The sequence below is a fragment of the Aquiflexum sp. genome (assembly GCF_041749095.1).
In the GTDB taxonomy this organism is placed as follows: domain Bacteria; phylum Bacteroidota; class Bacteroidia; order Cytophagales; family Cyclobacteriaceae; genus Aquiflexum.
Genome location: NZ_JBGTCA010000407.1, coordinates 1 through 24,992, shown reverse-complemented (window position 1 = coordinate 24,992; position 24,992 = coordinate 1). Strand labels below are relative to the sequence as shown.

Here is a 24,992-nt window from a genome sequence, read left to right as displayed (position 1 = left end):
TCATAAACCCACATAGGTTGAGGACTTGACTGGAAAAGGTCTGCATAACGTTGCTCTGATTCCTGAAGCTTGACGATGTTTTTATTTCTTTCGATGTTGTAAACAATACTTTTATATAGCGCAGTAGCCGTAAGGTCATCTTTGAGCAGATAATCCGAAACACCCATTGAGAGGGATCTAATGGCAAAATTAGCATCAGCATAGCCGGTAAGTACAATGATGGGTTTTCCTTTAGAAAGCTCAAATATCTCAGATATCAGGATTTCCCCACTTTTATCCGGCAGGGAAAGGTCCAATAAAATGACATCAATCTTTTCGGATTCAGAAGATTCAAGTATTTTTTTGGCTTCAATAAAACTTTGGGCCCTGGTAATGTCGGGGTTTAATATCATTTCTTCCAGGTATTCCTCTACCAAAATAAAATCTCCGGGATTATCTTCTATTACAAGAAGATGGTATTGCTTTATGTCTTTTTTCATTTATGCGGGTTATTTGGGCAATGAAACTATACTTAACCAAAAGTCTTCTATTTTGGTAATAGCATCCAAAAAGCTTTCTACTTCCACCGGTTTGGTGATAAAACAATTTGCATGGTTTTTATATGAAAATTGAAGGTCTTTTTCAGAGGAGGAAGTAGTCAACATGATTACTGGGATGTGCATCACAGTTTCATCGTTTTTGATGATTTCAAGTACCTCATGACCGCTTATTTTGGGAAGGTTGATGTCCAGTAATATCAGGTCAGGAAGTTCTCCGCCTTCGTATTTGTTTCTTCTGTAAATAAAATCCAGTGCCTCCTGTCCGTCCCTGGCCACACTGATTTTGTTTACTATTTTCCGGTCCTCAAATGCTTCCGTAGTCAGTATCACGTCTCCTTCATTGTCCTCGACCAGTAATATGTGTACTTCTCTTTTCATTAAAAATAAGTCTTAGTTTGTAGTTTCGATTTTTTTGGGTATGGTAAATATAAACTTACTCCAATTTCCAGGTTCGGATTCGACCCAAATTTTCCCACCTAAGTTATCAATAATTTTCTTTACGATGGCAAGTCCTATCCCTGTGCCGGAATATTTTTCTTTGGTGTGCAATCTTTGGAAAATCACAAATATCTTTTGAAAGAATTGGGGGTCTATTCCTATACCGTTGTCCTGTACCGTAAACATCCATTCCGCTGATAACTCTTCGGCTGAAATGCTGATCACCGGCGTAAGATCCTCTTTCCTATATTTGAGTGAGTTCCCAACAAGATTCTGGAAGACTTGTATCAGAGGGGAACGGAAACCCATTAGAGTGGGCATGGGGCCTATTTGTACCCGGGCATTGGTTTCTACTATATTTTTGGACTGTAGCTTTAAAGCTTCCTCAATGACATCAGAAAGTGAAACCTCTGAAAGTTCCTCTTCCACTTTGCCCAATCTGGAAAATTCCAATAGATCCAAGATGATTTTTCGCATTCTATTCGCCCCATCCACAGCTATGTCGATGTATTGCCTGGCCTTGTCATCCAACTGACCTTTGTATTTTTTCTCCAACTGGCTCAAGAATCCCGTAACCATCCTTAATGGCTCCTGAAGGTCATGAGAAGCCACATAAGCAAACTGTTCCAATTCGGAATTGGAGACTGCCAGTTCTTTGACATGTTTTCTCAGGTTTTTATTTAATTTTTTAAGTTCAAGTTCAGTGGTTTTTCGCCAGTGGATATCCTGAACACTGCCATATATCTTCATGCATTTACCGTCACTCCGTTCGGATTGCCCGATACATCTTATCCATTTTTTGTTACCACTGGCGGTTGACAACAGAAGTTCGAGGTCAAACTCCTCTCCTTTTTCTATTAGTCTTTTGGTAGCATTACTGATCAGCGTTTTGCTGTCAGTTTCATATAATTCATAACCGGAAGTGATGGCTGGATTATAGTCCGGATCTACTTCCAAGATCATTTTGGTTATGGGTGACCAGTAAATATTTTCATTTGGTCCTTTTCTAAGATCCATTTCCCAGCTTCCGATTTTGGCGAGTTGGCTGGCCCTTTCGAGGAGGTTTTCCAGTTCTTTCTTTTCGGTAATGTCGATAATCAAAGAATCCCATAAAATGCTTCCGTCACGAAGTCGTTGAGGTGCACCATATCCTTCATGCCACAATATCCTGCCGTCAGGCAACCTGCTTCTATACTGACAGTGCCATGGTTCCATGGTTTCAGCAGATTGCTTTATACTGGCCTTAACCTTTTCAAAATCCCCACCGCCTTTGGTTTGATCCCAGATCAGTTGGATATCTTCCATGCACGCTTCAGGTGAATGCCCCCAGAGTTTGTAGGCTCCTTTGGTCAAATGGGTGATTTCATCGCTACCATCTGATTGGAGGATGTACTGAAAAATGACACCGGGAATATTATCTGCTGTTTTTTGGAGTCTTAGTTCCGTGATTTTTCCTTGGTGTATATCCTGAATACTTCCAAAAAGCCTGCAACATGTACCGTTTTTAAAATCGGACTGACCTATGCACCGAACCCACTTTTCATAACCTTTGGAGGTAATGATAGGCAATTCAAAATCCCAGGGAATTCCTTTGACGATACCTTCTTCCAAATAAACCCTGACACTGACCTGGATATCAGGCCGGAAAAAACCAATAAAGGTGTTCATGTCGATATGCCTTTCTTGCTCTGTTTCCAGAATTTTATTGGCCATTGGTGAACAGAAAAAGTTGTTTTTGGCAACATCGAATTCCCACCCTCCTATTTTGGTTAGGTTGTAAACTCTGTCCAAAAGTTTGCGTGGTATATTTTGATAAGTATTGTTTTTAGGGTGTTGGGATTCAGCAGAATGGATTGGCTCCTTGCCTTTGTTACAGTGATCTATTTCAAATAAAACTACATTCCAAAATAAATTTCCATTTTTGTCCTTGCCGGATTTTCCCAAAGCTTTCAGCCATCTTGATTTTCCGGAGGACAATTTTGCCAGAAATTTATGTTCCCATTTGTTGGTGTCCAAGACTGCCACTGCCATCAGTTTTTCAATCTGACCTTTTCCTTTTGGTCCAAATATCCTCCAAAAATACTCCTCTTTTTCAATCAATTCGTCATTCGATAAACCGGAAAGTTCTTCGATACTCTTATTGCAGAATAATAGCTTTAATCCCCTATCCGTTGTCTGTAATATCCTGACAAATGGGACAGGGAGATGCTCGCAGAGGGAATTTAACAACTCATGTTCAAGATGTGAATCCGAATAAGGCATGAACGATATGAATTACTTTATGGCCGGAATAGGGAGGAGTCCTATAGACCTTTGGGTTAATGAAAAGAAAAGATCTGTAATAAAACGAGATAGATTTTATAATACAGGATCAAAGTAGTAAAATTTTAATTAAGAATGAAACCTTTTATTCCTTTGTCAATTCAGCAAATATTCTTCTTCAAACTGTTTGGGAACTGTAAAATAAAAAGTAGTGCCATGACCCTCAACTGAATCCAGCCATATTTCCCCTCCAAGTTTATCCACGATTTTTTTGACAATGGCGAGCCCCATGCCCGTGCCTTCATATTCGCCTTTACTATGCAGTCTTTGGAAGAGGATAAAAATCCGGTCATGATATTCGGGATTGATGCCTATCCCATTGTCTTTTACCGAGAAAATCCACCTAGTAGGAGCTTCTTCGGCAGAAATCCAGATTTCAGGCTTTACGTCACTGCGGCTATATTTGAGTGCATTACCGATCAAGTTCTGAAAAACTTGTAGCAGTGGTGTTTTGAAGCTGTGAATTGAGGGCAGGTTTTTTTTGAGGATTAGGGCTGATTTTTCTTTTATACACCTTTTATTTAGCTCGCAAATTTCATCCACAATTACATGGACGTCCACCGGTTCTTTTTCTTCCTCCTTTTTGCCGATTCTGGAATATTCCAAAACATCCTGTATGATCTTCCGCATTCTTTGCGCTCCGTCCACAGCAAAATAGATGTATTTTTTACCTCGCTCGTCTAATTTATCATTGTAATTTTTTTCCAGTTGGGCCAAGAAACCGGTAATCATCCTTAGTGGCTCCTGAAGGTCATGGGAAGCAGAATAGGCAAAAACTTCGAGGTCGGTGTTTTTGCTTTTGAGTTCTTCCATGGTTTTTAACAATTCCAGATTTTTTTCATCCAGTTCCAATTTGGACTTTTTCTCTTTTTGAATGGCTTTCTTCAGGCCGTTGAACACCAATGGGATGATCATGGAAGTAACGAAACTCAAAAAAATCAGATTGGAGGCGGTTGCTATCCAGGCATTGAAATTGTGATAGGACCTTTCTGACCATGGTAAAACAGAAAATGGAATGAGTGCCAATATGAGCAAACAAATCACCAAATTGGCAATCGTAGGATGATAGGAGTATTTGTTTGGAAAAATCATCACGCAGAAAAATGTGGCTGATAAAAGATATATTAACCCAGGGCCAGTGATTCCAATGACCAGAAGAAAAAAAGTGGCAACAATATAAAAGATGGAAATAAAAAGCGTTTTCCTTAATCCAATTTTTATCCCAGGAACCAAACCAATAGATACCACTATTAAAAGTGCCAAAAAATCCATTACAAAAATCTGATAATTGGCAATTTCCCAACTGTAAACTAGACCTGGTATCAGGGCGATAAAGGAAAGGGGAAGAATACAGATGATGGTTTTGGCAAAGAGGATGTTTTTCCAATGGTTGATATCATCGCCTTCTTCATTGTACAGGTCAAAGTTTAGGTTGACCGTGGTTTTGTATTTTTTCCAAAGATTCATAAGGTGATCAGGCATGTCGTTGTCCATTGGAAAGCACAGTATTATCCTTAATCTGTAAATCCAATAGGGTGATGGGTGAAAGCATTTTTTTTGCATGGCAAATACATAAATTGAAATTATACCACACTATCCTGACAAAGTAATATATATTATTCTGAATTCTCAATTTTCTGGTAGAGATTTTCATGGAAATTTAAAACATGCAAATTTCAAATTCTCGCTTTAAGTACAGCAAACACCCCCAAAATAGGACCAATACCCAAAATTAGAAAGAGATACTGTGGGGGAATGGAAAAAGAAAAGAAGTTGATGGTTTGAATGCTGATAATGGTAATGGCAAAGCCCAAACAATTGACAATCGTAAGGGCGGTACCTTTGGAGGTATCCGGGGAATTTTGGGCAACCAAAGTGGAAAACATAGGTGAATCAGCGGTAATGAACAAACCCCAAATCACGAGAAAAACCAAAAATATTTCTGAATTTGGTTGTAACAAGAAAAAAGGTGACAGGAGACAACAAATACCTGAAATACTGAGGGCAAATGAAGCTATGGATTTTGGACTGAACCTTTCAGAAAGTATTCCCCCGAGCGCACAGGATATTCCCCCTACGGCAATGACAATAAATGACCACAAAGGTATATTGAAATCTGTATCGTGTAGCGTTCCAAAAAATTGGAGGATAAAGGGAATAAATGCCCAGAAAGCATATAATTCCCACATGTGGCCAAAATAACCATAAGCGGCTGCACGAAATGCCCTGATCCGGAATACATCAAAAAATGCACTGAAATCAAACTTTTTTCCAGGCCGTCTAAATGGGCCGTCAGGAATGGTGCTGACTAATATAATCCCACCGGTGACGGCAAGGAAAGAAGTGGTATATATCACTGATTTCCAAGGTAATCCATCCGTCACACTTTTGACCAGATGGGGAAATGAGGTGCCCAAAACCAAGGCTCCGACCAAAAATCCCAGTGATTTTCCCAGACCTTTTTGAAAATAGTCAGAAGCGATTTTCATTCCCACAGGGTAAATACCTGCAAGGAAAAAACCTGTCATAAACCTGAAAATCAGGATATCAATGCCCTTCAAACCATCAATGCTCATCATAAAATTAAATATGCTTCCCAAAATGGCACAGATCAAGAATACCTTGGAAGGAGAGAATTTATCGGAAATCGTAAAAACCGCAAAAATCAAAGTTCCTGAAATGAAGCCCAATTGCACTGCACTGGTCAGATTCCCCAAAAAAGTCCGGTTAAGATTCAGTGGACCAATCAAATCCGGTAAAACCGAATTGCCTGCAAACCATAGCGATGTGCAAAGAAATTGGCAAAGGACTATGATGGGCAGAATGCGTTTCATCGGGAATTGTATCAGCTATTCAAATCCTTTTGAAAATTCGAGGTTCAAAAGTTTTTGAGCTGCCCTGATATCTTTTCTGGAAATCGAATCAAGTTTTTTGGAAAGGACAAATCCGAAAAATATTCCACCGACATAAAGTAACCATATATATTTCATTCTTATTCAAAATAATACCCTAAAGCTCCTGAAGGACATTTTTTCACTTGTTCAACCATTTCATTGGAAGAGCCTAGATCAATTTTGATCCAAGGTTTCTCTTTTGGCCTGAATACTTTAGGCAGGCCTCTTACACAGTTTCCTGAATGGGTGCATTTTTTGGGTTCCCAAGTGATAGTAACCTCTCCGTTGCTATATCCTTTTTTATCCATGGCAGTATTTTTCTTATTTTGTCAATCTTGATCTTCTTCCCAATTGCCTCTGTTTCTGACGATATCGTACGCCTGCAGGATAGCTGCCTGCATGGAGCCTTCATCTGCCTGTGATTTTCCGGCAATATTGTAGGCAGTACCATGGTCGGGAGAAGTACGGACTATGGGCAATCCTGCGGTGAAATTCACTCCTGTTTCAAATGCCATTGACTTGAATGGAATGAGACCCTGATCGTGGTACATCGCCAATACTCCATCGAATTTCTTCTGGTGCATCATGCCAAAAAAACCATCAGCCGAATAAGGGCCAAATACAAGGTGACCGTGGTCCTTAAATTCCCTGATGACAGGTGCGATAATGTTTTGCTCCTCGTCGCCAAGAAGACCTTCTTCGCCTGCATGTGGATTCAATCCCAGCACTGCTATTCTGGGTTTTCCTATTCCGAAGTCATTTTTCAGAGACTGGTTCATGATGTTAAGTTTGCTTTTGATGTTTTCGGAAGTAACGTTCTGAGCTACATTTTTTATAGCAACATGCCCTGTTACCAACCCGACCCTGATGTCCTCTGCTACCAAAAACATAAGGCTATTGTTCGCTCCAAAAGCTTCAGTGAGGTACTCGGTATGGCCCACGAATTTTTTTTCAGGGGTATTGATATTGTTTTTATTCAGTGGAGCTGTTACCAAAGCATCAAGTTTGTTGTCCTTAAGATCCTTGATAGTCTGGTCAAGAGATGCCAAAGCCAATTTACCAGCTTCTTGGGTTTCTACTCCCGGTATGACCTCAGGGCTTTCATCCAAGACATTGATCACATTTATTTTTTTGTGGTGGACTTCGTCAATGCTTCTTATCTGCATAAAATTGAAATCTTCCAGACCCAATTGCTTTCTGTAAAAAGAAAGAACTTTTCCATGCCCGTAAATGACAGGTGTCACCAGTTTTTGCAATCTGCTATCTAAAAGTGCCTTGATAGTGACTTCCGGTCCTATACCGTTAATATCTCCAATGCTGATGCCGATAAGTGGTTTGTGTTTTCTTTGATTCATTAAAATATTTGCTTATGAAAATCTTTTTAAAATCTTCTCCAATCGATTATGGATCAGATTTGTTTTAAACTTATTATAAGAGCAAACCTCCTCGTTGATGACAAATAATAGTGGGGCTTAAGGATAATTCTCTTATTTTTGAACTGCAATTTATATAAAATAATCATACAATAGCCAATGGAGAAAGTCAAACCCAAAAAACACCTCGGGCAGCATTTTTTGACTGATCTTAGTATCGCAGAAAATATCGCAAAGGCAGTTAAGGGTCATTTGGGAATCAAAAAAGTCCTTGAAATAGGTGCGGGTATGGGTGTTTTGACTGATTTTCTTTTGGCAGAAAATTGGGATCTTTATTTGGTGGAAATTGATAAGGAATCTATTCGATATCTTCATCAAAAGTATCCTGATTTGGGGGATAAGATTATTGAAGCAGATTTTCTTAAGGCAGATTTTGCGTCAATTATGGATAGTCCTTATGTCATAGCCGGGAATTTTCCCTATAATATTTCTTCCCAGATCTTTTTTAAAGTTTTAGAACAAAGAAATCAGGTGACAGAAGTAGTCTGTATGCTTCAAAAAGAGGTTGCCCAACGAATAGCTTCGCCAAAAGGAAATAAGGATTATGGAATTTTGTCTGTGATGTTACAGGCATTCTATGATATAGAATACTTGTTTTCAGTACCTCCGGAAGTGTTCAATCCACCTCCCAAAGTCAATTCAGGAGTGATCAGGTTAACAAGGAATGGTGTTGAAACATTGGATTGCGATGAAAAAAAATTCTTCAAAGTGGTCAAGCAGGCATTTTCGACAAGGCGCAAAACCTTGAGGAACTGTCTCAAGCCCTTTGGTATCTCTGCAGCCTTAAATCAGGATCCAATATTGGACAAAAGAGCTGAGCAGCTGGATGTGCAGGAATTTATTGGTTTAACTCAAAAATTACAGGAATCTTGGAATCAATAAAAACATTTGAATTATCAAAAGAATATTTGGAAAGTCTCCGTGAGGGGATTGAAATAAATGATAATGATTATATCATTCAGTCCCTGGAAGGGGTGAATGTCGCGGATATTGCTGCAATTCTGGATGAGCTGAATATGGATGAAGCCATTTATGTTTTGAGGTTGTTGGAGCCGGTTGTCTCAGCTGATATTCTTATAGAATTGGATGAGGATTCCCTGATTAAGGTCATCAGGGAAATGGAACCTTTGGAATTGGCATCCTTAATTGATCAGATGGATTCTGATGATGCGGCGGATATTTTGATCCTGATGTCCTCTAAAGAAAGGGAAGAGGTCATTGCCCACCTTCAGGAGCGTGAAAAATCGGCCAACATTCTGGAATTGCTCCGCTATGATGAAGATTCAGCGGGTGGTTTGATGGCAAAGGAATTTATCAAAGCCAACCAAAACTGGAATGTCGTGCAGACCATTGAGGAAATTAGAAGGCAGGCCGAAAAAGTAGAAAAAATCTATTCCATCTATGTGGTGGACAACAGACAGCACCTCCTTGGCAGGGTATCACTGAAAAAAATAATCCTTGCCTCATCTGATACCAAAATTTCCGATATATATGAGCCCGAGTTGATTTCAGTACCCACCTACATGGATGGTGAGGAAGTGGCCGAAATCATGAGAAAATATGACCTGGAATCGATGCCCGTGGTCAATGCCAAAAACAGACTTGTGGGAAGGATTACTGTCGATGATATCCTTGATTTGATCAGGGAGCAGTCGGAAGAAGATATGCAGGCTATGACCGGTATTTCTGATGATGTTGAGGAATCTGACTCCGTGTTCAGGATTTCAAAAGCAAGACTCCCTTGGTTATTGATAGGTGTGATTGGAGGATTGATGGGAGCGGGTATCATTGATTTTTTTGAGGGAGGTTTGCAAAAAATCATCGCATTAGCCTCTTTTATTCCTTTAGTGGCAGCGACAGGAGGAAATGTCGGTATTCAGTCTTCATCATTGGTCGTACAGACATTGGCTTCAAAATCTGTTTTTAATGATACTCCCTGGCAAAGATTTGTAAAAGGTTTGCTGATTGCATTGGTCAATGGAGTTGTCCTTGGTGTTTTTGTTACCCTTGTGGTCGCCTTATTATATAAACATGAATGGATTTTCGGTTTTACCATTGGATTGGCCATGTTCTGTGTGGTATTGATGGCCTCATTTATGGGAACCGTTACCCCCCTAATTCTGAATAAATTCGGAATCAACCCGGCCATAGCTTCGGGCCCTTTTATTACCACTGCAAACGACCTTTTGGGATTAGCGGTTTATTTTGGTGTGGCTATGTGGTTGTTGGAGATCTAAATCAAGAGCCAAGAATCAAGATACAAGAGCCAAGAAACAAGAGACGGGAAGCGAGATGCGAGAACCGAGATGCGAGAGCTGAGAAAAAAAGAAGCAATGCCTGTCCCGAGTATCGGGAAGCCAGGAATCAAGAGAAGCGAGAACCGAGAACCGAGATGCGAGAACCGAGATTGTTAAATCTACAACCTGTTTTGTCAGGCAGGCAGTACTACAATCTAAAATCTACAATCTAAAATCTACCCTCTACCTTTATCCTTCCTTCACCCCTCATCCCTCTGCCCAAGGCACAAAATCATATTTTCTCACTTCAATTTTTGCCCAGGTCCAGTCACCTGATTCCAAGCGCCACGTAGCATTGCATCGTACCGGAATTTTAATTCCATTTATCTCTTTTGTTTCTAGGGCCTTTACAACCCATTCGATTCTTTGGGCTTCTGGACCACTTCCCATGAAGCGTAGTGCTGAAAATTTCTCAAATTCACCATTTTCTTTGAATGTAAATATTCCAGAACCTGTTGTGCCTTTGAAAGTGATGGTGGCTTTGGCCGATTGATGGTCAAGGGCTTTCCAAGTGATGTAATCCTCTAATGCAGCTTTTGGAATCCAAACAATCTCCCCCAAAAACCTTTGCAGCGCGGCCTCATTAATTTGAGGATTATATCCATCCTTGGCAACTGGAAAGATTGAAAGTATTTTAAAAAGCATTTCACCTTCCCCATCTATAAACTTATCCCTTCCCATGGTATTGATAAATCGCATGATTTTCATATCCGCTTTCCAGACAAAAGCGGGAGGGTAGCTACTGATATATTGTTCAGCATCAGCTTTGAGCCATTCATTTTGATCAGGTTTTAGTTTGATTTCAAATGTCTGTTCCATTTTAACTACCTTCATGGCAGGTTTACCCACGATTCCGCTTTTATCTAACCAATTTCTAACAGGGAAAGGTAAGTCCACAATCATTTCTTTGGTGATAGTATTTTTGTCTTGTATTGAAGATTTTTCTTGAATAAAATCAATCTCTTGGTTGACCATTTGCTTAAAATTGAATTGAGCGTAGGCTACGATTGAGACCAAAATGATGATAAGATTAGGGATAGTACCGAATTTGGCTTCTGACCAAAACTGAAATATCAGGATTTGGGAAAGAACAGCCCCAAAAATTCCCCATACCCACCAGAGAGGGTAATTGGTAATGAATAAGATAGCCGATACACTCAATAAAATAAGCGACAAGAGCCAAATCAATCCCATAGGTTTTGAAACGGGGCTCGTAAATTCCGTCAATTCAGCGATGTCAAAAGCTTTCAGAAATGCCAAAATATGTATCAAGGCATGTATTAAGATCAGGATCAGGAAGAGGACTTTCATTGTCGTAGAGTTTGATGGATGGAAATTAGTTTGTTAATCCCCAAATTCCCCTGACAAGAATCATGTATTCTATTGATTTTGGTTTTGACTGAGATCAATTTTAAAAATTAAATTTGGGTTTAAAGAAAAGAACAAGGGAATTGACTGGATTTAATGATTTGATTTTCCTTCGTTTGGAAGTAACTGTTAAATCTTGAATCGAATAGAAATGAAACATGCTGAATCCATATATTTAAATAAAAAAAACAATGGTTTGTTGAATCCATTTTCATTTCAAATTGACCCAATGAAACGCTTGCTTTTGGTCAATTTCGAAAATAACCCTGATGCCATTTACAAGGGATTTGAACCCCAGTATTTTGATGACCCTATTCATGGAAAAGGACTTCTTGTGATTGGATGGAGAAATGATTTAAAGGTAGATGTTTATCATGAAGATGGATTAAAACTCAATCCTGATACCTATGACATCACGGGGAAAGGTTTGAATCTAATGTTGGTAAGAGAATTTGGGAGCGCTGTTTTTGAGGTTCTTGAGGCCGGGGTAAGAGCGGATATTTCTTTTGAAGATATTGATAAAAGGAAAATTGAAATTAGGATTTTTGAACAACATCCGAAAAAAAGGCAGCCATTTGGTCTATTGGCACCGATGGGTGATGCGGCTGAAAGTCCTTCTGCTATGCCTCTTGTTTATGTGCATGACTTTTATTTTGTAAGGAGAAAACATACCGGTTTTCAATTAACAATTGATGGAAAACAACACAAGCCTGATACATTTCCGATTCCTTTGGATGGGACATGGATGTATTTTACCAGATATTCTGCAGATCCATTTATAGTAACATTTAACTCCGCAGTGGATGGAAAACTGGAAACAATGGATATAACTGGAAATCAAATGATTGGTTGGGAAAATACCCAATTGGAAATCTCGGAAAACGGTCCTGCTTTGGAAATCAAGATGATGACAAAGATGACATCTGATCATGAAATAAATATTCTTTTTGAGCCTGCATTTCCGCAAATTAATTTGCTCAAAGATAATGTAGAATTGTCAGGGAATTTTTCAGTGAAAGGTCATAGCAGTACAGGGATGATTGGTGGGAATTACAATGTCAAAAAACACGGAAACAAAATAAGGATTTTACTTGAGCCTTCTGAGGGCTGGATTCCCAATGAACCCAAACTTACTGTCTGGTTTCTCTACAAAGTTGTAAAGACCTTTAAGCATTGGCCAAAAACATACAGATGGACAGCCGAATTGGAAGAGGTAGATGGAAGTTGGGAAATGAAATCTAAATGGGAGAGGATAAAATGATCGCCTAGATTTTCAATGAAGGTCTGAACCTGATTTGGTCCGGATAGGGGAATGCATGGATAAATTCACCATTTAGGATTCTTTTTTGGATTTTTTGCCAGTATTCAGGATCGAAGAGGTCTTTATGGTATTCAGAAAAATATTCCCTGACATCTGATCTTCCGATCATAAATCTTTTGAAATCTTCCGGAAACACATCATTAGGAGCAATATCATACCAAGGGCTCGATGCATAAATCTGCTCATAGTTTTCTGGTTTGGGTTTCCATCTGAAATTCATGTCCGTCATGAATTCGATTTCATCATAATCATAAAAGATGACCCTTTTTTGTCTGGTCACCCCAAAGTTTTTGGTCATCATATCTCCTGGAAAAATATTGGCCTGAGCCAGTTGCAATATCGAATTGCCATATTCTTCTACAGCTATTTTGGCTTCTTCATACGAACAGTTTTCCAGGTAAATATTCAAAGGGATCATTCTTCTTTCGATATATACATGCTTGATGATCAGGTCATTGTTGTTGATTTCTATCAGTGAATTGACTGTATTCCATAGCTCTTCCATCAGCGCTGGATGAATTCTGTCCAAGGGCAAGTGGAACTCCTCAAATTCATGGGTGTCAGCCATTCTTCCCACCCGGTCATGGAGTCCGACCATTTTGTATTTCTCCTTGACTTCCTGTCTTGTCATTGTTTTGGGAGGATCAAAATAATCTTTGATCATCTTGAAAACAATATTGTAAGACGGTAAAGTAAATACCGTCATCACCATCCCCTTGACACCTTCTGCCACAATAAATTGATCATCACTTTTGTCCAAATGATTTAAAAAATCTCTATAGAATTCCGTTTTTCCGTGCTTGTTGAATCCTATTGAATTATACAGTTCATGAATTTTTTTTTGGGTAATCACTGAATTGAGAAAAGAAATCATTTGGGAAGGAATGTCAGTTTCGACCATGAAATAGGACCTTGTGAAACTGAATAGTCCACTCATTAAATTGGGATTAAATATCAGGGTATCTACAGCTACACCCTCTTCACTATGAATAAAAGGTATGACAAAAGGCATCCACTTTTTTTCCACCCTTGTTCTGCCAATAAGGTAGGCAGCTTTATTCCTGTAAAACACACTTTTCAATACCTGAGTAGTGGTGTCGTCAGTTGCCTTGTATCTTGTCAAGATTACCTCTATGACACTATTGACCAGAAACTGTACATCATCTTTCTTGTTCAAGTATGGAACGCCAAAATCAAAATCATCCAGGATTTTTTCAATAATGGTTTTAAGGCCCCATTCTGCGGGATAGCTGTAAAACAGACCCTCAGTGGGATAAATTTCACAAGCATCATAACCTTCATGTACAAACATGAGTGAATCATTGATGGCAAGACCGGGATAAGTCTTTCTGATTATCGAATTGAAAAAAGTTTCTGCAAGTTCTTTGTCTTTTCTATTTGAAATCACCTCTGAATATTTCGATTTTGATTCATGCCAAAAATCAAATTCGGCTACGGTTTTACCAAGATAATCGCATATCTTTTCGCGGGTTGACCTCACTTGGTCTTTGTACAGTCGCAGTCTTTTACGATGGTTCAATTGCATTCCGGTCCAATCTCTGTTTTTGAAATATTGAGGAGCAAACCCGGTAAGTTCTTTGAAGTTTTTGAAATAAGATTCAAAACCATCGGAGATTTCCTGCACGGTATGTTCAATTTTTTCTTTATCCATAAAAATATTTTTCATCAATTTTCTGAAAGATTTCAAAGGAAATTCCGGAAGAAAATGGCCATGAAATATAGTCAGAATTAAGATTCTTCCTGTCCAAATGGAATAAAACTCTTAAAAAAATATAGGTTGAAATGCGCAAAATTTGATTTGACAATCAACAATATTTATTTGAAATGAAATATTGTCCTTGAATAAATTTGAAATTATATTGATATAATTTTCAGGTATTTTAGTGAAAAATCACATGTCATTTCTAACCTTTTTTTATTGAAAATCCTCTTCGGGATTTGACAAAATAAAATTTTCGCAATCGATTGTTTGGACATTTTAAAAACATTATTTACCTTTCAATCGTGTTATTCATACAATGAATATCTACAATAGGTTTAATAGGTTTGAGAGATGAAAAAGGTCGGCGCAATGTTCCGACCTTTTTTGATTTTTGAGGATTTTATGTTTCATTCGTAGTTCTTTAGCCCTTAACCGATGAACCTTTTTTCCAATTATTCCATCAGACACGTGATGATACTTTCCTTGGCCCTGCTTGGTGGCTGTACTTTTGAGAAAGAAAAAAAAGAGGATGTAGTTGTGGATGCTGAAATCAGTATGGAAGAAGAGCATAGGCAGTTGCTATCCATAGGTCTTCAGCAGATTCCCAAATGGGGGAGTTTCTGGAAAAAAAATGATCCGGTTTTTGAACCTTCCGGATTCACTTTGAGTAGGGAAATTCCTTATGAATCTTTGGAATGGCCGGAAGAAAATCATATTCAGCCAGGAAGTCCATTTTACAAATATTTGATACCTCATCCGGAAGGAGATGGCGTTGTGGATATTTACAGTTACAAGGTGGTAATGCCCGAAGAAGATAAAGTTTCATTTAACCCGGATTCTGAGGTGATTTATTTCAAATCCAACGGTATGCGGGAAAGGTTACTTTTTATGGGACCATCGGGGGGATTTGAAGAAGCGGTTTGGATCAATCCTGAGCTATTGATGGTGACGGGATTTTTTGAAGATGAAGAAGGAACCACCCCCAAAATATGGCTGATCAACCCAGAAGAGCAGGTTTATTATGAATTTATTCATCCCTATCATACAACCCAATATCCCAAAACAAAGTACCTAAAAGAGAAACTTGATAACATTGATTTTTGATGGAGATAGGTGAGGTAGTAAAAAAGCTTGAAATAATGCTTCAAAATCCTTTGCCCGGAAGATTGGGACAGGTCACCATGGCCCCTCAACCTGTGGATGAAGAGCGATTTGTGTCGATGATCAGGGATGACCATAGAAAAGGAGCTGTTCTGATGCTTTTTTATCCTGATGCAGGAAGTAGTTTTGTTCCCTTTATTAAGCGTCCGAATTATCCGGGAGTCCATGGTGGTCAGATCGCATTTCCCGGAGGAAAGTGGGAAACCGAAGACGGGGATCTGAGTGTCACCGCCATCAGAGAGGCCGAAGAGGAAATCGGGGTGGATGGGGAAAAAGTCCGGATTTTGGGAAAGCTTTCTGATGTATATATTCCTCCAAGTAATTTTATGGTTTCGCCTTACATCGGTTTTGTTGAAGAAAAGCCCAAATTCATTCCAGATCCCAAAGAAGTTGAAAGAATCATAAGCTGTCCCTTTTCATTGATTTTGGATAGAAATATCAGAAAAAAGACAAATGTAAAGGCAAGCTCGGGATTGAATCTTGAAGCACCATATTTTGATATTGAAAGGGAAGTGGTATGGGGCGCAACCGCAATGATGCTGGGAGAATTCACCTATCTCTGGGATTCCCAAGAGTTTTGAAGTTTGTGGGTTTTGTGGTATTGTTGTAAGCATAACAATGAAACTATGGAAATAGAAGCCCCTTTGATCAGCAATGATGCTGTTGTATTTGGATTGTTGATGACTGTATTGGCTTTGGTGTTTTCCACCTCTTCAAGCAAATCTCCTTTTTGGGTCAAATTCTACAGGGTTGTTCCTTCTATTTTACTCTGTTATTTTATTCCAGCTTTGCTGAATTCATTTGGGGTGATTTCAGGCGAAACCTCAGGCTTGTACAGGATGGCTTCCAGATACTTGTTGCCAGCGTCTTTGGTACTGTTGACATTGAGCATAGATTTTAAAGGTATCCTCAAGCTGGGACCAAAAGCATTGATCATGTTCCTTGCAGGGACTTTGGGAATTATAATCGGAGGACCTTTGGCATTATTGACTGTATCTACCTTCCATCCTGATATACTTGGAGGAGCAGGACCTGATGAGGTGTGGAGAGGTTTGGCGACCATTGCCGGAAGTTGGATAGGTGGGGGCGCCAACCAAACAGCCATGTTGGAAGTATTTGGTGCAAGTCCCTCACTTTTTTCGCAGATGATAGCTGTTGATGTATTGGTGGCCAATGTATGGATGGCTGTCTTACTATACTGGGCAGCGAAACCAGAGATTATTGACAAAATCTTCAAAGCTGATAGTTCAGCCATTCATGCCCTGCAGATAAAGGTGGAGAATTATAGAGAAAGCCTGCTCAAAATCCCAACCATGGCAGATACCATGAAAATTTTCGGTATTGGCTTTGCCATAACCGGCTTTTCACATTTCAATGCAGATATTTTGGCACCATTTATCGGTGCAAATTATCCCCAACTTAGCCAATACTCATTGGATTCACCGTTCTTTTGGATAGTGGTGATTGCGACTACAGGTGGATTGATTCTTTCCTTTACCAAAGCAAGGGAACTTGAAGGTGCGGGTGCCTCAAGACTAGGTTCTGTACTTCTATACGTGTTGGTAGCGACTATAGGGATGCAAATGGATCTGATGGCAATATTTGACAGCCCCATTCTCTTCCTGATAGGAATTCTATGGATGATGTTCCATGTGATGATCATGTTGATAGTGGCATTTATTATCAAATCACCTTTCTTCTTTGTTGCAGTAGGTTCACAGGCTAACGTCGGTGGGGCAGCTTCTGCACCAATAGTTGCCTCAGCCTTTAATCCATCATTGGCTCCGGTTGGCGTGTTGATGGCAGTATTGGGTTATGCTGTTGGAACTTATGGTGCGTATATTTGTGGTTTGCTGATGCAGATTGTGCATGGGTAGGGGCTGGAGATGTGAGATGGGAGACTTGAGATTTGAGACGTGAGATATGCGTCATTGCGAGGAGCACTTGGGAAACTTTGATATTTTGAATAGTCTTTCGTGCGACGTGGCAATCTCTTTAGATGCAAGATGATGAAGCGAGAGTTGAGATGCGAGCAAGATAAGAAATTCAAAAAAAGTCATGCATACCAGCTCAACGAACACTAAAAAAAATTAGAACCTTCCGCTGAGGCGGAATCACTACAACTCACCAAACCAAAATGGCCACTTACCGCAAATTTATATTTATATGCAACGGATCTGATTGTAAAAAGGGAGGTTGTAAGAAATTACAAAAGGAAATCAAAGACCTGATTGCTTCGGAGGACCACAAAGGCCAATACAAAATCATCAAGACCAAGTGCATGGATTTCTGTAAATCGGGACCTATTGTGGTGGTTAATAATGAGGTGTTGAAAAAAGCAGAAATAGGAGGGTTGAAGAAGAAATTGGGGTAGGTTTTAAAAATTTTTGAAGGGTCAGTGGATAAGTTAATTCGATAATGCAAAGGTTTATAAATCTAAAAATAAAACTACACTTTATTCGTCCATCAGCTTGGTGGACGATTTCGTTAATGCCTTCAAGAGTTGTACTTTCTAATTGTCCAACAGCTTGTTGGATTAATTCAGATTTTTTATAAAAAAGATTAAACTTATGTGCGAAGATTGTTTTCTTAAAGTCTTCATTTAAACAAATACATCTTATAGATTATTAACTCTAAGTTTATTCAAGTTCGAATTGTTAACCAAAGAAGTCATTTGCGTAATGGCAATTTGGTTGAGTTGCTTCAAGCGTTCAGATTGTTCCAAGCCCTGTCTAATCAGCACTGCATTTAAGCTTTCTAGATTGGAGAGTACTACCAACTGTTCAAGGGTGGCTTCATCCCGCATATTACCCTTAGAATCGGGGTTTTCAGCTCGCCAAATTGCGGCTGTTTTTCCGAAAAGTGCCATATTCAATAAATCCGCTTCTGTGGCATACACCAAAGAAGTTTGTTTTCCTGTAAGTTTTTCAGGAATCAGTCGTTCCTTAATAGCATCGGTATGGATGGTGTAATTGACCCTTGCAAGGGTTCTTTGTAGGTTCCAGTCAAGTTTTTGCCGGTTGTTTTCTTCTTCTTTGAGGCGTTGATATTCCTTAATAAGGTACAATTTAAATTCAGCACTTATCCATGAAGCGAATTCAAAAGCAATATCCCTTTGAGCAAAAGTACCGCCTCCTCTGCCTTGCTTTGAAATAATACCAATGGCGTGGGTACTTTCAATCCATTTACTAGGTGAAAGTGTAAAACTATTGCTACCCGCTTCCAATAAAAAGGAGTCGAATTCGACCCATTTAAAATCAGGGTTGTTTATCTGTTCCCAGAGTCCTATAAATTCAATCGTGCTTCGGTTTCTTAACCAGTTTTTCACGACATCTTTTGGGGCATTAGGATTTTTAAAAGCTGCAATATCTGTTAATGAAATGTACTCTTGTTCTTCCGTTTGAAATACATCTACACTAATTTGCTTTACAACTATTGTACTTATTTTCTTTGCCATCTGTAATTTATTTTTGTTCCAACCACATCGATTTCGATGGGGTTAAAAAAATCAAAATCCAACTCAATATTTAATTACTCTAAATTTGGAGTGAATAAATCGAACTTAAATCCAATAGATTAGATAAAAATACATATTAGAGTATTTTAAAAAAAAACTTAACTCTTCCTTACTTCACTTTAGGTATTTTCATCTCCTTTCCGAAGTTAGCAAAAAGTCAATTTATTAAAAACAGCCGCATAAAGTCCAAACAAAAAAGCCAGGTCTTTCAAACCCGGCTTTTTATATCAGTTGATTCCGTTTAAGAATCTGTTCCATCGAATCTTACTGAACATGGACTTATGCTTGTCAAGAGATAGCCATAGGAACCATGCTTTTCCTACTATATGGTCTTCGGGAACAAATCCCCAATAGCGGGAATCAAGTGAATCATGCCTGTTGTCTCCCATCATAAAATAATAATCCTGCTTGAAGGTATAGCTTGTAACTTTTTGCCCATCAATAAAGAGTTCATTGTTTTGGACTTTGACATCTTCATGGCCTTCAAACCGCTCGATGGTAAAAACATATTTGTTTATGTTGTCCCTATCCATTTCGATGGTCCAGCCTTTGCCGGGGATTTCCAAAGGCCCAAGGTTGTCTTTATTCCAGCCAAAATAAGCTCCGTCAGGAAACACCCTTGGGTCACCAAAATCCATCCTGTCAACCCTCATGGTTACTGAACCAACCGCAGGTGACTTTTGCAATCTTTCGGCTGTCTCGGCAGTGGCCATTACCATATATCCCGATCCGTTTGAAAAAGGCATATAGCTATCCACGTTGACACCGTAATCATCAAAGAAATCAGGACTTAGGGTTCTATCTGTCATCACATCATAGGAATATTGCATATCCTCAGGATTTGATCCCATCTCTCCATTTACATAAACCTGTGTTTTTTTAATCTCCAGGATATCTCCCGGAATAGCCACAGCCCTTTTGATATAATTGGTTTTCAGGTCAACCGGATATTCAAACTCCGCAGGATAGTTGAATACGACAACATCATTTCTTTTGACGGAGGTGAAACCAGGAAGCCTGATGTAGGGGAGTTCGATCCATTCCAAATAGGAATTGGCATTGGTTCCCCATATTTTCTGATGGGTCAGTGGAACCTGTAATGGTGTCCTGGGTATCCTTGTTCCATAGTGCATTTTGCTCACAAAAAGAAAATCCCCTACCAAAAGGGATTTTTCCATGGATGCTGTAGGAATGGTGAAAGGTTCCAGCAAAAGCCATCTGATTAGAGATGCAGCTATTACCGCAAAAACCAAAGCGTCTGCCCATTCGCGGGCCGCGGATTTTTTATTTTTGGGTTGGGTCATTTTAGTTTAAAATTTTAGAAAGATAGGAAATCATCCATTGATAAAACACCTTTTTTATTTTTTATCCACTCGGCTACCAAAACTGCACCAACAGCAAATCCCTTCCTGCTATGGGCTGTATGGGATATCTCAATATTATCGATTTCAGAACGGTAGCGAACTATATGGGTGCCCGGTGCAGGATCGATTCTTTTGGAAGTGATCGGGAGAATCTGTTCGGAAACGGGCATTCCCTCGGACAATTTCCAATCCTTTAATTTTGGAATTTCTTGGAGAATACCTTCAGCAAGGGTGATGGCTGTACCGCTAGGGGCGTCCTTTTTTTCAGTATGGTGGATTTCTTCCATACTGACGATATAGGAATCCTGTTCCTTCATCAAGGAGGAGAGAAAACTGTTTACTTTGAAGAAAATATTGACACCTACGCTGAAATTAGAGGCATAAAAGAATGCTGTGTTTTTCTCATTGGTAAGCGTTTCAATCTTTGGCTTTTTGTCCAACCACCCTGTGGTACCTGCCACGACAGGGATCTCCCTTGAAATGGCCCAACTGATATTATCAAAAGCGGCATCAGGCTGACTGAATTCAATGGCCACATCAATTTGAGCGGGATCAAGTCCTTCCAATTCATCCCTGTTGTCAATGTTGATTTTTGCAGTGATATGATGTCCACGGGTTTCGGCAATTTCACCGATTATTTTCCCCATTTTTCCATATCCAAGTAGTAATATGTTCATGTGTTGATCAGAAATTTATTTTTAGTGACAGGCCAAATAGGTTTTCTCCCCCCGCAGTTAAGGTTTCGAAAGCGGGCTCAAACCTGAAAGTCAAATCTTCGCTTACATCAAAAGCAGAAAGGTGGGCATCCACATTGGCATCTACTATATTCAAAGCATAAATGCCCATGAACAGGAAGAAATTCAAATCCCTGTTCCTTCGCCAGAAATTCACGTTCCTTACAATCCCATCCCTATTGAGGTTTGGAAAAGCCCGCTCCGGATCAGTTGGATTTTCGTCAAAGGCAAACAGGGCAGTTCTAAAGAGCTGATATCTTCTGTTGTTGAATTCGATAAAATAGATATTGGCGGCAAAACCACCATATATCAAAGGGACTTTCCAGGCCTTATTGTTGTAAACCTGACCTGCACCCGGTAAGATTGCAGAAAGTATGGTGGCTTTTCTGGGGTCTTTGATATTTTTATTACTCAAGTCTATCTTTACAGTATCTATTCCCTGATCTTCATTTTGTGCCTGTGAAGAAAAATTAGGCAATAAAATAAAAACAGCAATGATACAGATGTATATCATTGCTTTAAAGTTAGAGTACAAAAGCCTGATGTTTTTTTCCTTTTCCAAGGTTCAGATGATCTCCAATATTTCCAGGATTCTATTTAGGTCCTCAGATGATCTAAAGGGGATTTTTATTTCGCCTTTACTTTTGGCATCTGATTTTAGTTGCACCTTTGCGCCAAAATGATTGGCCAGACGGTTTTGTATTTTACCTATTTCGTATTTTCTGACAGGATCCAAAGCAGGCCCTGCAGTTGCTTTTTCTTCCTGACCACCATTGATGGCCTGTACCAATGCTTCAACTTTTCTGACGCTGAGTTCTTCTGCTATGGTTTTTTTGAAAATCGCCAACTGCCGGTCTATGTTTTCGACATTGATAAGTGCACGGGCATGGCCCATTGTGATTTTATTGTCTCTAAGCCCTGCCTGAATATCAGGTGGTAACTTTAGAAGTCTTAGGTAGTTGTTGACGGTTGTTCTGTTTTTCCCGACCCGATCTCCGAGTTCTTCCTGTTTGAGGTCGCATTCAGCGAGTAATCTCTGATAGGAGTGGGCTATTTCCAGAGCATTGAGGTTTTCCCTTTGGATATTTTCGATAAGGGCCATTTCCAGCATTTGCTGGTCATTGGCGGTCCGGACATAAGCAGGTATTTTTTCGAGTCCAGCCATTTTGGAAGCCTGAAATCTTCTTTCCCCTGCTATCAATTGATATTCGCCTTCCTCGAGTCTTCGGACCGTGATGGGTTGTATGATACCTTGGGTGATAATGGAATCTGAAAGTTCCTGAAGCGCTTCCTTGTCAAAATGTGTCCTTGGCTGAAAAGGGTTTACCTGTATTTCAGAAAGAGATATTTCAAAAACGCCTGATGAAGGATGTGCCGGAATCAGTGTTTCAGGTTTGTTTTTTTGTGGGGAATCCTGCAGCAAAGCTCCCAGTCCTCTTCCCAGCGCACTTTTCTTTGGTGTAGGTTTTTTGTCAGCCATAAATATTTTTCAATCAGTTTACTTTTTCCAATCCGTTTCTGACCGCTATTTCATGGGCCAGGTTGAGATAAGCTACTGCGCCTTTGCCTTCTGCATCAAATGCAATAACAGGCAGCCCAAAACTTGGGGATTCACTTAAACGGACATTTCTTGGAATGATTGTCTCAAAAACAAGGTTTTTGAAATGCATTCTCACTTCTTCCACTACCTGATTGGACAATCGTAATCTTACATCATACATGGTAAGTAGAATGCCTTCTATTTCCAGTTCAGGATTAAGTCTGGTTTGGATTATTTTGATCGTATTCAGTAGTTTGCCAAGACCTTCCAATGCGAAGTATTCACATTGTACTGGGATAATGACAGAATTTGCAGCAGTAAGGGCATTGATGGTAATCAGACCCAAAGAGGGAGAACAGTCAATGACCACAAAATCATAGTCATCTTTGATTTTGCTGATGACCGCTTTCATTTTTTCTTCCCTGTTTTCCAGGTTGATCATTTCCACCTCGGCACCGACCAGGTCAATGTGGGATGGAATCAGGTCAAGTTTTTCTATTTCGGTTTTATGGATAATGGAGCGGATATCTATACCGTCCACCATACATTCATAGATGCTTGTTGTGATTTCCTTTGGGTCATGTCCAAGGCCCGAAGTGGTATTGGCCTGTGGGTCGGCATCTACCACCAGCGTCTTAAATTCCAAAACCGCCAAACTGGCGGCAAGATTCATGGCCGTAGTGGTTTTTCCTACGCCTCCTTTTTGGTTAGCAATAGCTATAACTTTTCCCATAAAATGTTCAGAGCCTAATAGATTCACCAATATTAAGCAAAATCAAATCTTTTCCTGCTTCCTCCGTAGCTTTTTTTGCGGCTTCGGTATCTATCTCTATGTATGGAAATGTGTCATAATGTATTCCGATAATCTTTTTAGTCCTTACGAAATCAGCAGCTTTAAGGGCATCTTTGATTCCCATCGTAAAATTGTCACCGATCGGCAGGAAGGCAAAATCAATTTTGAATTCTTCTCCTATCAGCTTCATGTCATAGGAAAGTGCTGTATCTCCGGCGTAATAAAAACAACCTTGCTCATGCTGAATGACAAAACCTCCTGCAACACCTCCTGAAGAACCATCAGGAAGGGTACTGCTGTGAACAGCGTGGACATATTTCACCGTACCAAAATCGAATTCTTTACTTCCTCCATGATTCATGGGGTGATATTTTTCTACACCTTTTTCAGCGAACCATTCAGCAACCTCAAAATTCGAAACCAACATGGCATTGTTTGATTTTGTGATGGATTCCGCATCCGCCACATGGTCTTCATGGCCATGGCTGATCAGCACATAGTCAGTTTTGATGGCGTCAACATCGATATTGGATGCTTTGGGATTTGGACTGATAAAAGGGTCAAAAAGAATAGTTTTTTGGTTGATTTTTACGAGATAGGACGAATGTCCATAATAGGTCAGTTCGATCATGTGAGTTGATATTCTTGTTTTTCCTAATGTTACAAATATATCATTTAAATTTTTGCATGAAACAGAATGTTATCCACAAAGGCCTGTGGATTACAATAACAGTCTCATTCCAAGTGTTTTGGGAGGGTTTTTTCAATTCCTCATCCAAATTTCACAATTATATAATCTATCGGGAAAATCAAAAAAGGCCCTTTTCGGGCCACTTTTGATCAGGATTTCTTTTTGTTGGTATCTGCGGCTTTCATCGCATCTTCCAGTTTTTGCTGGAATTTTGATTTCTTTTTGTTGACATTCTTCAACTTATTTGCCTCTACTTTTTCTCTGATTTTGGCATCATCCACAAATAGTTTGATAATGGCCTGCTGACCAAAAGTCACCATATTGGAAACAAAATAATAAAAACTCAATGCAGCAGGAAATGAATTCAGGACAAACATAAATACCACAGGCATGATATACCCTATATTTTTCATGGGACCGGTCTGGGCGGTCAACTGATTGTTGAAATGAGTATAGGCGATCTGTGATACTGTCATCAGAATGGTAAACAAACTGACGTGCGCACCATAGAAAGGAATGGTAAACGGCAGGCTCATGATAGAATCGTATGTCGAAAGATCATGCGCCCAAAGGAAGGATTCCTGTCTTAGTTCTATGGAATTGGGAAAGAAAAAGAACATGGCAAACAGGAACGGCATTTGGAATACCATAGGCAAACATCCGGAAATGGGGCTTACACCCAATTGTCCAAAGAGCTTCATCTGCTCTTGCTGCATTTTGGTAGGATCATCAGGATATTTGGCCTTCAATTCATCAATCTCAGGTTTGATGACCCTCATCTTGGCCATACCTATATAGGACTTGTATGTTAAAGGTGACAGTGCCAATTTGATGATCAGTACTATCAAAATGATGAT

General features: G+C 39.5%; 25 protein-coding genes. 7 read left to right on the top strand and 18 right to left on the bottom strand.

The features are described from left to right. From ACEW8O_RS18550 to pdxA, 8 genes are all read right to left on the bottom strand, one after another. Positions 1-479 (bottom strand): response regulator (locus ACEW8O_RS18550; RefSeq protein ID WP_373496120.1); only part of this gene is annotated, 479 nt, incomplete at its 3' end. A 9-nt stretch (positions 480-488) separates the two neighbouring features. Further along, entirely contained in the window at positions 489-917 is a 429-nt protein-coding gene (locus ACEW8O_RS18545) for a response regulator (protein ID WP_373496119.1), read from the bottom strand. 12 nt (positions 918-929) lie between these two features. Continuing rightward, positions 930-3,239, bottom strand: coding sequence for an ATP-binding protein (locus ACEW8O_RS18540; protein ID WP_373496118.1), 2,310 nt, complete (start codon positions 3,237-3,239; stop codon positions 930-932). A gap of 156 nt (positions 3,240-3,395) precedes the next feature. Further along, on the bottom strand, positions 3,396-4,781 hold the full coding sequence (locus tag ACEW8O_RS18535) for an ATP-binding protein (RefSeq protein ID WP_373496117.1): 1,386 nt from the start codon (positions 4,779-4,781) through the stop codon (positions 3,396-3,398). 194 nt (positions 4,782-4,975) lie between these two features. Then, complete coding sequence (locus tag ACEW8O_RS18530; RefSeq protein ID WP_373496116.1) at positions 4,976-6,133, bottom strand: nitrate/nitrite transporter; 1,158 nt, start codon at positions 6,131-6,133, stop codon at positions 4,976-4,978. A 15-nt stretch (positions 6,134-6,148) separates the two neighbouring features. Continuing rightward, on the bottom strand, positions 6,149-6,289 hold the full coding sequence (locus ACEW8O_RS18525) for a hypothetical protein (RefSeq protein ID WP_373496115.1): 141 nt from the start codon (positions 6,287-6,289) through the stop codon (positions 6,149-6,151). Positions 6,290-6,291: 2 nt separating this feature from the next. Then, on the bottom strand, positions 6,292-6,501 hold the full coding sequence (locus tag ACEW8O_RS18520) for a (4Fe-4S)-binding protein (protein ID WP_373496114.1): 210 nt from the start codon (positions 6,499-6,501) through the stop codon (positions 6,292-6,294). Between the two features lie 21 nt (positions 6,502-6,522). After that, entirely contained in the window at positions 6,523-7,548 is a 1,026-nt protein-coding gene (pdxA, locus tag ACEW8O_RS18515) for a 4-hydroxythreonine-4-phosphate dehydrogenase PdxA (RefSeq protein WP_373496113.1), read from the bottom strand. A gap of 177 nt (positions 7,549-7,725) precedes the next feature. Here pdxA and rsmA point away from each other — a divergent pair, with 177 nt between their 5' ends. Next, positions 7,726-8,508, top strand: a complete 783-nt coding sequence (gene rsmA, locus ACEW8O_RS18510; RefSeq protein WP_373496112.1) for a 16S rRNA (adenine(1518)-N(6)/adenine(1519)-N(6))-dimethyltransferase RsmA — start codon at positions 7,726-7,728, stop codon at positions 8,506-8,508. Beyond that, on the top strand, positions 8,496-9,863 hold the full coding sequence (gene mgtE / locus ACEW8O_RS18505; protein WP_373496111.1) for a magnesium transporter: 1,368 nt from the start codon (positions 8,496-8,498) through the stop codon (positions 9,861-9,863). Before rsmA ends, mgtE begins: the two co-directional genes overlap by 13 nt. Before the next feature lie 267 nt (positions 9,864-10,130). Here mgtE and ACEW8O_RS18500 read toward each other — a convergent pair whose 3' ends face one another. Continuing rightward, positions 10,131-11,234, bottom strand: coding sequence for a DUF6544 family protein (locus ACEW8O_RS18500; protein WP_373496110.1), 1,104 nt, complete (start codon positions 11,232-11,234; stop codon positions 10,131-10,133). Positions 11,235-11,442: 208 nt separating this feature from the next. On the opposite strand from ACEW8O_RS18500, the gene ACEW8O_RS18495 reads away from it, so the two are divergent. Then, positions 11,443-12,552 carry a hypothetical protein gene (locus ACEW8O_RS18495; protein ID WP_373496109.1) on the top strand — a complete coding sequence of 370 codons (1,110 nt, stop codon included), beginning with the start codon at positions 11,443-11,445 and terminating at the stop codon, positions 12,550-12,552. A gap of 4 nt (positions 12,553-12,556) precedes the next feature. Here ACEW8O_RS18495 and aceK read toward each other — a convergent pair whose 3' ends face one another. Then, positions 12,557-14,284: a bifunctional isocitrate dehydrogenase kinase/phosphatase gene (gene aceK / locus ACEW8O_RS18490; RefSeq protein WP_373496108.1), complete on the bottom strand. Its 1,728-nt coding sequence runs from the start codon at positions 14,282-14,284 to the stop codon at positions 12,557-12,559. Positions 14,285-14,770: 486 nt separating this feature from the next. On the opposite strand from aceK, the gene ACEW8O_RS18485 reads away from it, so the two are divergent. From ACEW8O_RS18485 to ACEW8O_RS18470, 4 genes are all read left to right on the top strand, one after another. Then, positions 14,771-15,439, top strand: a complete 669-nt coding sequence (locus ACEW8O_RS18485) for a bifunctional isocitrate dehydrogenase kinase/phosphatase (protein ID WP_373496107.1) — start codon at positions 14,771-14,773, stop codon at positions 15,437-15,439. After that, complete coding sequence (locus tag ACEW8O_RS18480) at positions 15,439-16,077, top strand: CoA pyrophosphatase (RefSeq protein WP_373496106.1); 639 nt, start codon at positions 15,439-15,441, stop codon at positions 16,075-16,077. The genes ACEW8O_RS18485 and ACEW8O_RS18480 overlap by 1 nt, the downstream gene beginning before the upstream one ends. A gap of 45 nt (positions 16,078-16,122) precedes the next feature. Next, complete coding sequence (locus tag ACEW8O_RS18475; RefSeq protein WP_373496105.1) at positions 16,123-17,373, top strand: DUF819 domain-containing protein; 1,251 nt, start codon at positions 16,123-16,125, stop codon at positions 17,371-17,373. Positions 17,374-17,633: 260 nt separating this feature from the next. Beyond that, positions 17,634-17,870 (top strand): ferredoxin, encoded by a 237-nt coding sequence (locus ACEW8O_RS18470; RefSeq protein ID WP_373496104.1) that lies wholly within the window; start codon positions 17,634-17,636, stop codon positions 17,868-17,870. Positions 17,871-18,113: 243 nt separating this feature from the next. On the opposite strand, the gene ACEW8O_RS18465 is transcribed toward ACEW8O_RS18470, so the two are convergent. From ACEW8O_RS18465 to yidC, 8 genes are all read right to left on the bottom strand, one after another. Continuing rightward, positions 18,114-18,941, bottom strand: a complete 828-nt coding sequence (locus tag ACEW8O_RS18465; protein WP_373496121.1) for a KilA-N domain-containing protein — start codon at positions 18,939-18,941, stop codon at positions 18,114-18,116. A gap of 299 nt (positions 18,942-19,240) precedes the next feature. Then, positions 19,241-20,317, bottom strand: a complete 1,077-nt coding sequence (lepB, locus tag ACEW8O_RS18460; protein ID WP_373496103.1) for a signal peptidase I — start codon at positions 20,315-20,317, stop codon at positions 19,241-19,243. A gap of 14 nt (positions 20,318-20,331) precedes the next feature. After that, on the bottom strand, positions 20,332-21,054 hold the full coding sequence (dapB, locus tag ACEW8O_RS18455; RefSeq protein WP_373496102.1) for a 4-hydroxy-tetrahydrodipicolinate reductase: 723 nt from the start codon (positions 21,052-21,054) through the stop codon (positions 20,332-20,334). Between the two features lie 7 nt (positions 21,055-21,061). Next, positions 21,062-21,625, bottom strand: a complete 564-nt coding sequence (locus ACEW8O_RS18450; protein WP_373496101.1) for a DUF5683 domain-containing protein — start codon at positions 21,623-21,625, stop codon at positions 21,062-21,064. Between the two features lie 51 nt (positions 21,626-21,676). Next, positions 21,677-22,591: a ParB/RepB/Spo0J family partition protein gene (locus ACEW8O_RS18445; protein ID WP_373496100.1), complete on the bottom strand. Its 915-nt coding sequence runs from the start codon at positions 22,589-22,591 to the stop codon at positions 21,677-21,679. A gap of 13 nt (positions 22,592-22,604) precedes the next feature. Next, positions 22,605-23,384 (bottom strand): ParA family protein, encoded by a 780-nt coding sequence (locus ACEW8O_RS18440; RefSeq protein ID WP_373496099.1) that lies wholly within the window; start codon positions 23,382-23,384, stop codon positions 22,605-22,607. Between the two features lie 7 nt (positions 23,385-23,391). Next, positions 23,392-24,075: a metal-dependent hydrolase gene (locus ACEW8O_RS18435; RefSeq protein ID WP_373496098.1), complete on the bottom strand. Its 684-nt coding sequence runs from the start codon at positions 24,073-24,075 to the stop codon at positions 23,392-23,394. A gap of 209 nt (positions 24,076-24,284) precedes the next feature. Continuing rightward, positions 24,285-24,992 (bottom strand): membrane protein insertase YidC (yidC, locus tag ACEW8O_RS18430; protein ID WP_373496097.1); only part of this gene is annotated, 708 nt, incomplete at its 5' end.

Bases quoted from the DNA above. Each gene is read 5' to 3' on its own strand.
- ACEW8O_RS18440 (WP_373496099.1), bottom strand. From the start codon at position 23,384: ATGGGAAAAGTTATAGCTATTGCTAACCAAAAAGGAGGCGTAGGAAAA.
- ACEW8O_RS18530 (WP_373496116.1), bottom strand. From the start codon at position 6,133: ATGAAACGCATTCTGCCCATCATAGTCCTTTGCCAATTTCTTTGCACA.
- aceK (WP_373496108.1), bottom strand. From the start codon at position 14,284: ATGGATAAAGAAAAAATTGAACATACCGTGCAGGAAATCTCCGATGGT.
- lepB (WP_373496103.1), bottom strand. From the start codon at position 20,317: ATGACCCAACCCAAAAATAAAAAATCCGCGGCCCGCGAATGGGCAGAC.
- ACEW8O_RS18475 (WP_373496105.1), top strand. From the start codon at position 16,123: ATGGAAATAGAAGCCCCTTTGATCAGCAATGATGCTGTTGTATTTGGA.
- ACEW8O_RS18525 (WP_373496115.1), bottom strand. From the start codon at position 6,289: ATGAAATATATATGGTTACTTTATGTCGGTGGAATATTTTTCGGATTT.
- ACEW8O_RS18480 (WP_373496106.1), top strand. From the start codon at position 15,439: ATGGAGATAGGTGAGGTAGTAAAAAAGCTTGAAATAATGCTTCAAAAT.
- rsmA (WP_373496112.1), top strand. From the start codon at position 7,726: ATGGAGAAAGTCAAACCCAAAAAACACCTCGGGCAGCATTTTTTGACT.
- ACEW8O_RS18445 (WP_373496100.1), bottom strand. From the start codon at position 22,591: ATGGCTGACAAAAAACCTACACCAAAGAAAAGTGCGCTGGGAAGAGGA.
- ACEW8O_RS18500 (WP_373496110.1), bottom strand. From the start codon at position 11,234: ATGAAAGTCCTCTTCCTGATCCTGATCTTAATACATGCCTTGATACAT.
- ACEW8O_RS18540 (WP_373496118.1), bottom strand. From the start codon at position 3,239: ATGCCTTATTCGGATTCACATCTTGAACATGAGTTGTTAAATTCCCTC.
- ACEW8O_RS18485 (WP_373496107.1), top strand. From the start codon at position 14,771: ATGAACCTTTTTTCCAATTATTCCATCAGACACGTGATGATACTTTCC.
- ACEW8O_RS18545 (WP_373496119.1), bottom strand. From the start codon at position 917: ATGAAAAGAGAAGTACACATATTACTGGTCGAGGACAATGAAGGAGAC.
- pdxA (WP_373496113.1), bottom strand. From the start codon at position 7,548: ATGAATCAAAGAAAACACAAACCACTTATCGGCATCAGCATTGGAGAT.
- dapB (WP_373496102.1), bottom strand. From the start codon at position 21,054: ATGAACATATTACTACTTGGATATGGAAAAATGGGGAAAATAATCGGT.
- ACEW8O_RS18470 (WP_373496104.1), top strand. From the start codon at position 17,634: ATGGCCACTTACCGCAAATTTATATTTATATGCAACGGATCTGATTGT.
- ACEW8O_RS18450 (WP_373496101.1), bottom strand. From the start codon at position 21,625: ATGATATACATCTGTATCATTGCTGTTTTTATTTTATTGCCTAATTTT.
- ACEW8O_RS18520 (WP_373496114.1), bottom strand. From the start codon at position 6,501: ATGGATAAAAAAGGATATAGCAACGGAGAGGTTACTATCACTTGGGAA.
- ACEW8O_RS18535 (WP_373496117.1), bottom strand. From the start codon at position 4,781: ATGCCTGATCACCTTATGAATCTTTGGAAAAAATACAAAACCACGGTC.
- ACEW8O_RS18495 (WP_373496109.1), top strand. From the start codon at position 11,443: ATGAAACATGCTGAATCCATATATTTAAATAAAAAAAACAATGGTTTG.
- ACEW8O_RS18435 (WP_373496098.1), bottom strand. From the start codon at position 24,075: ATGATCGAACTGACCTATTATGGACATTCGTCCTATCTCGTAAAAATC.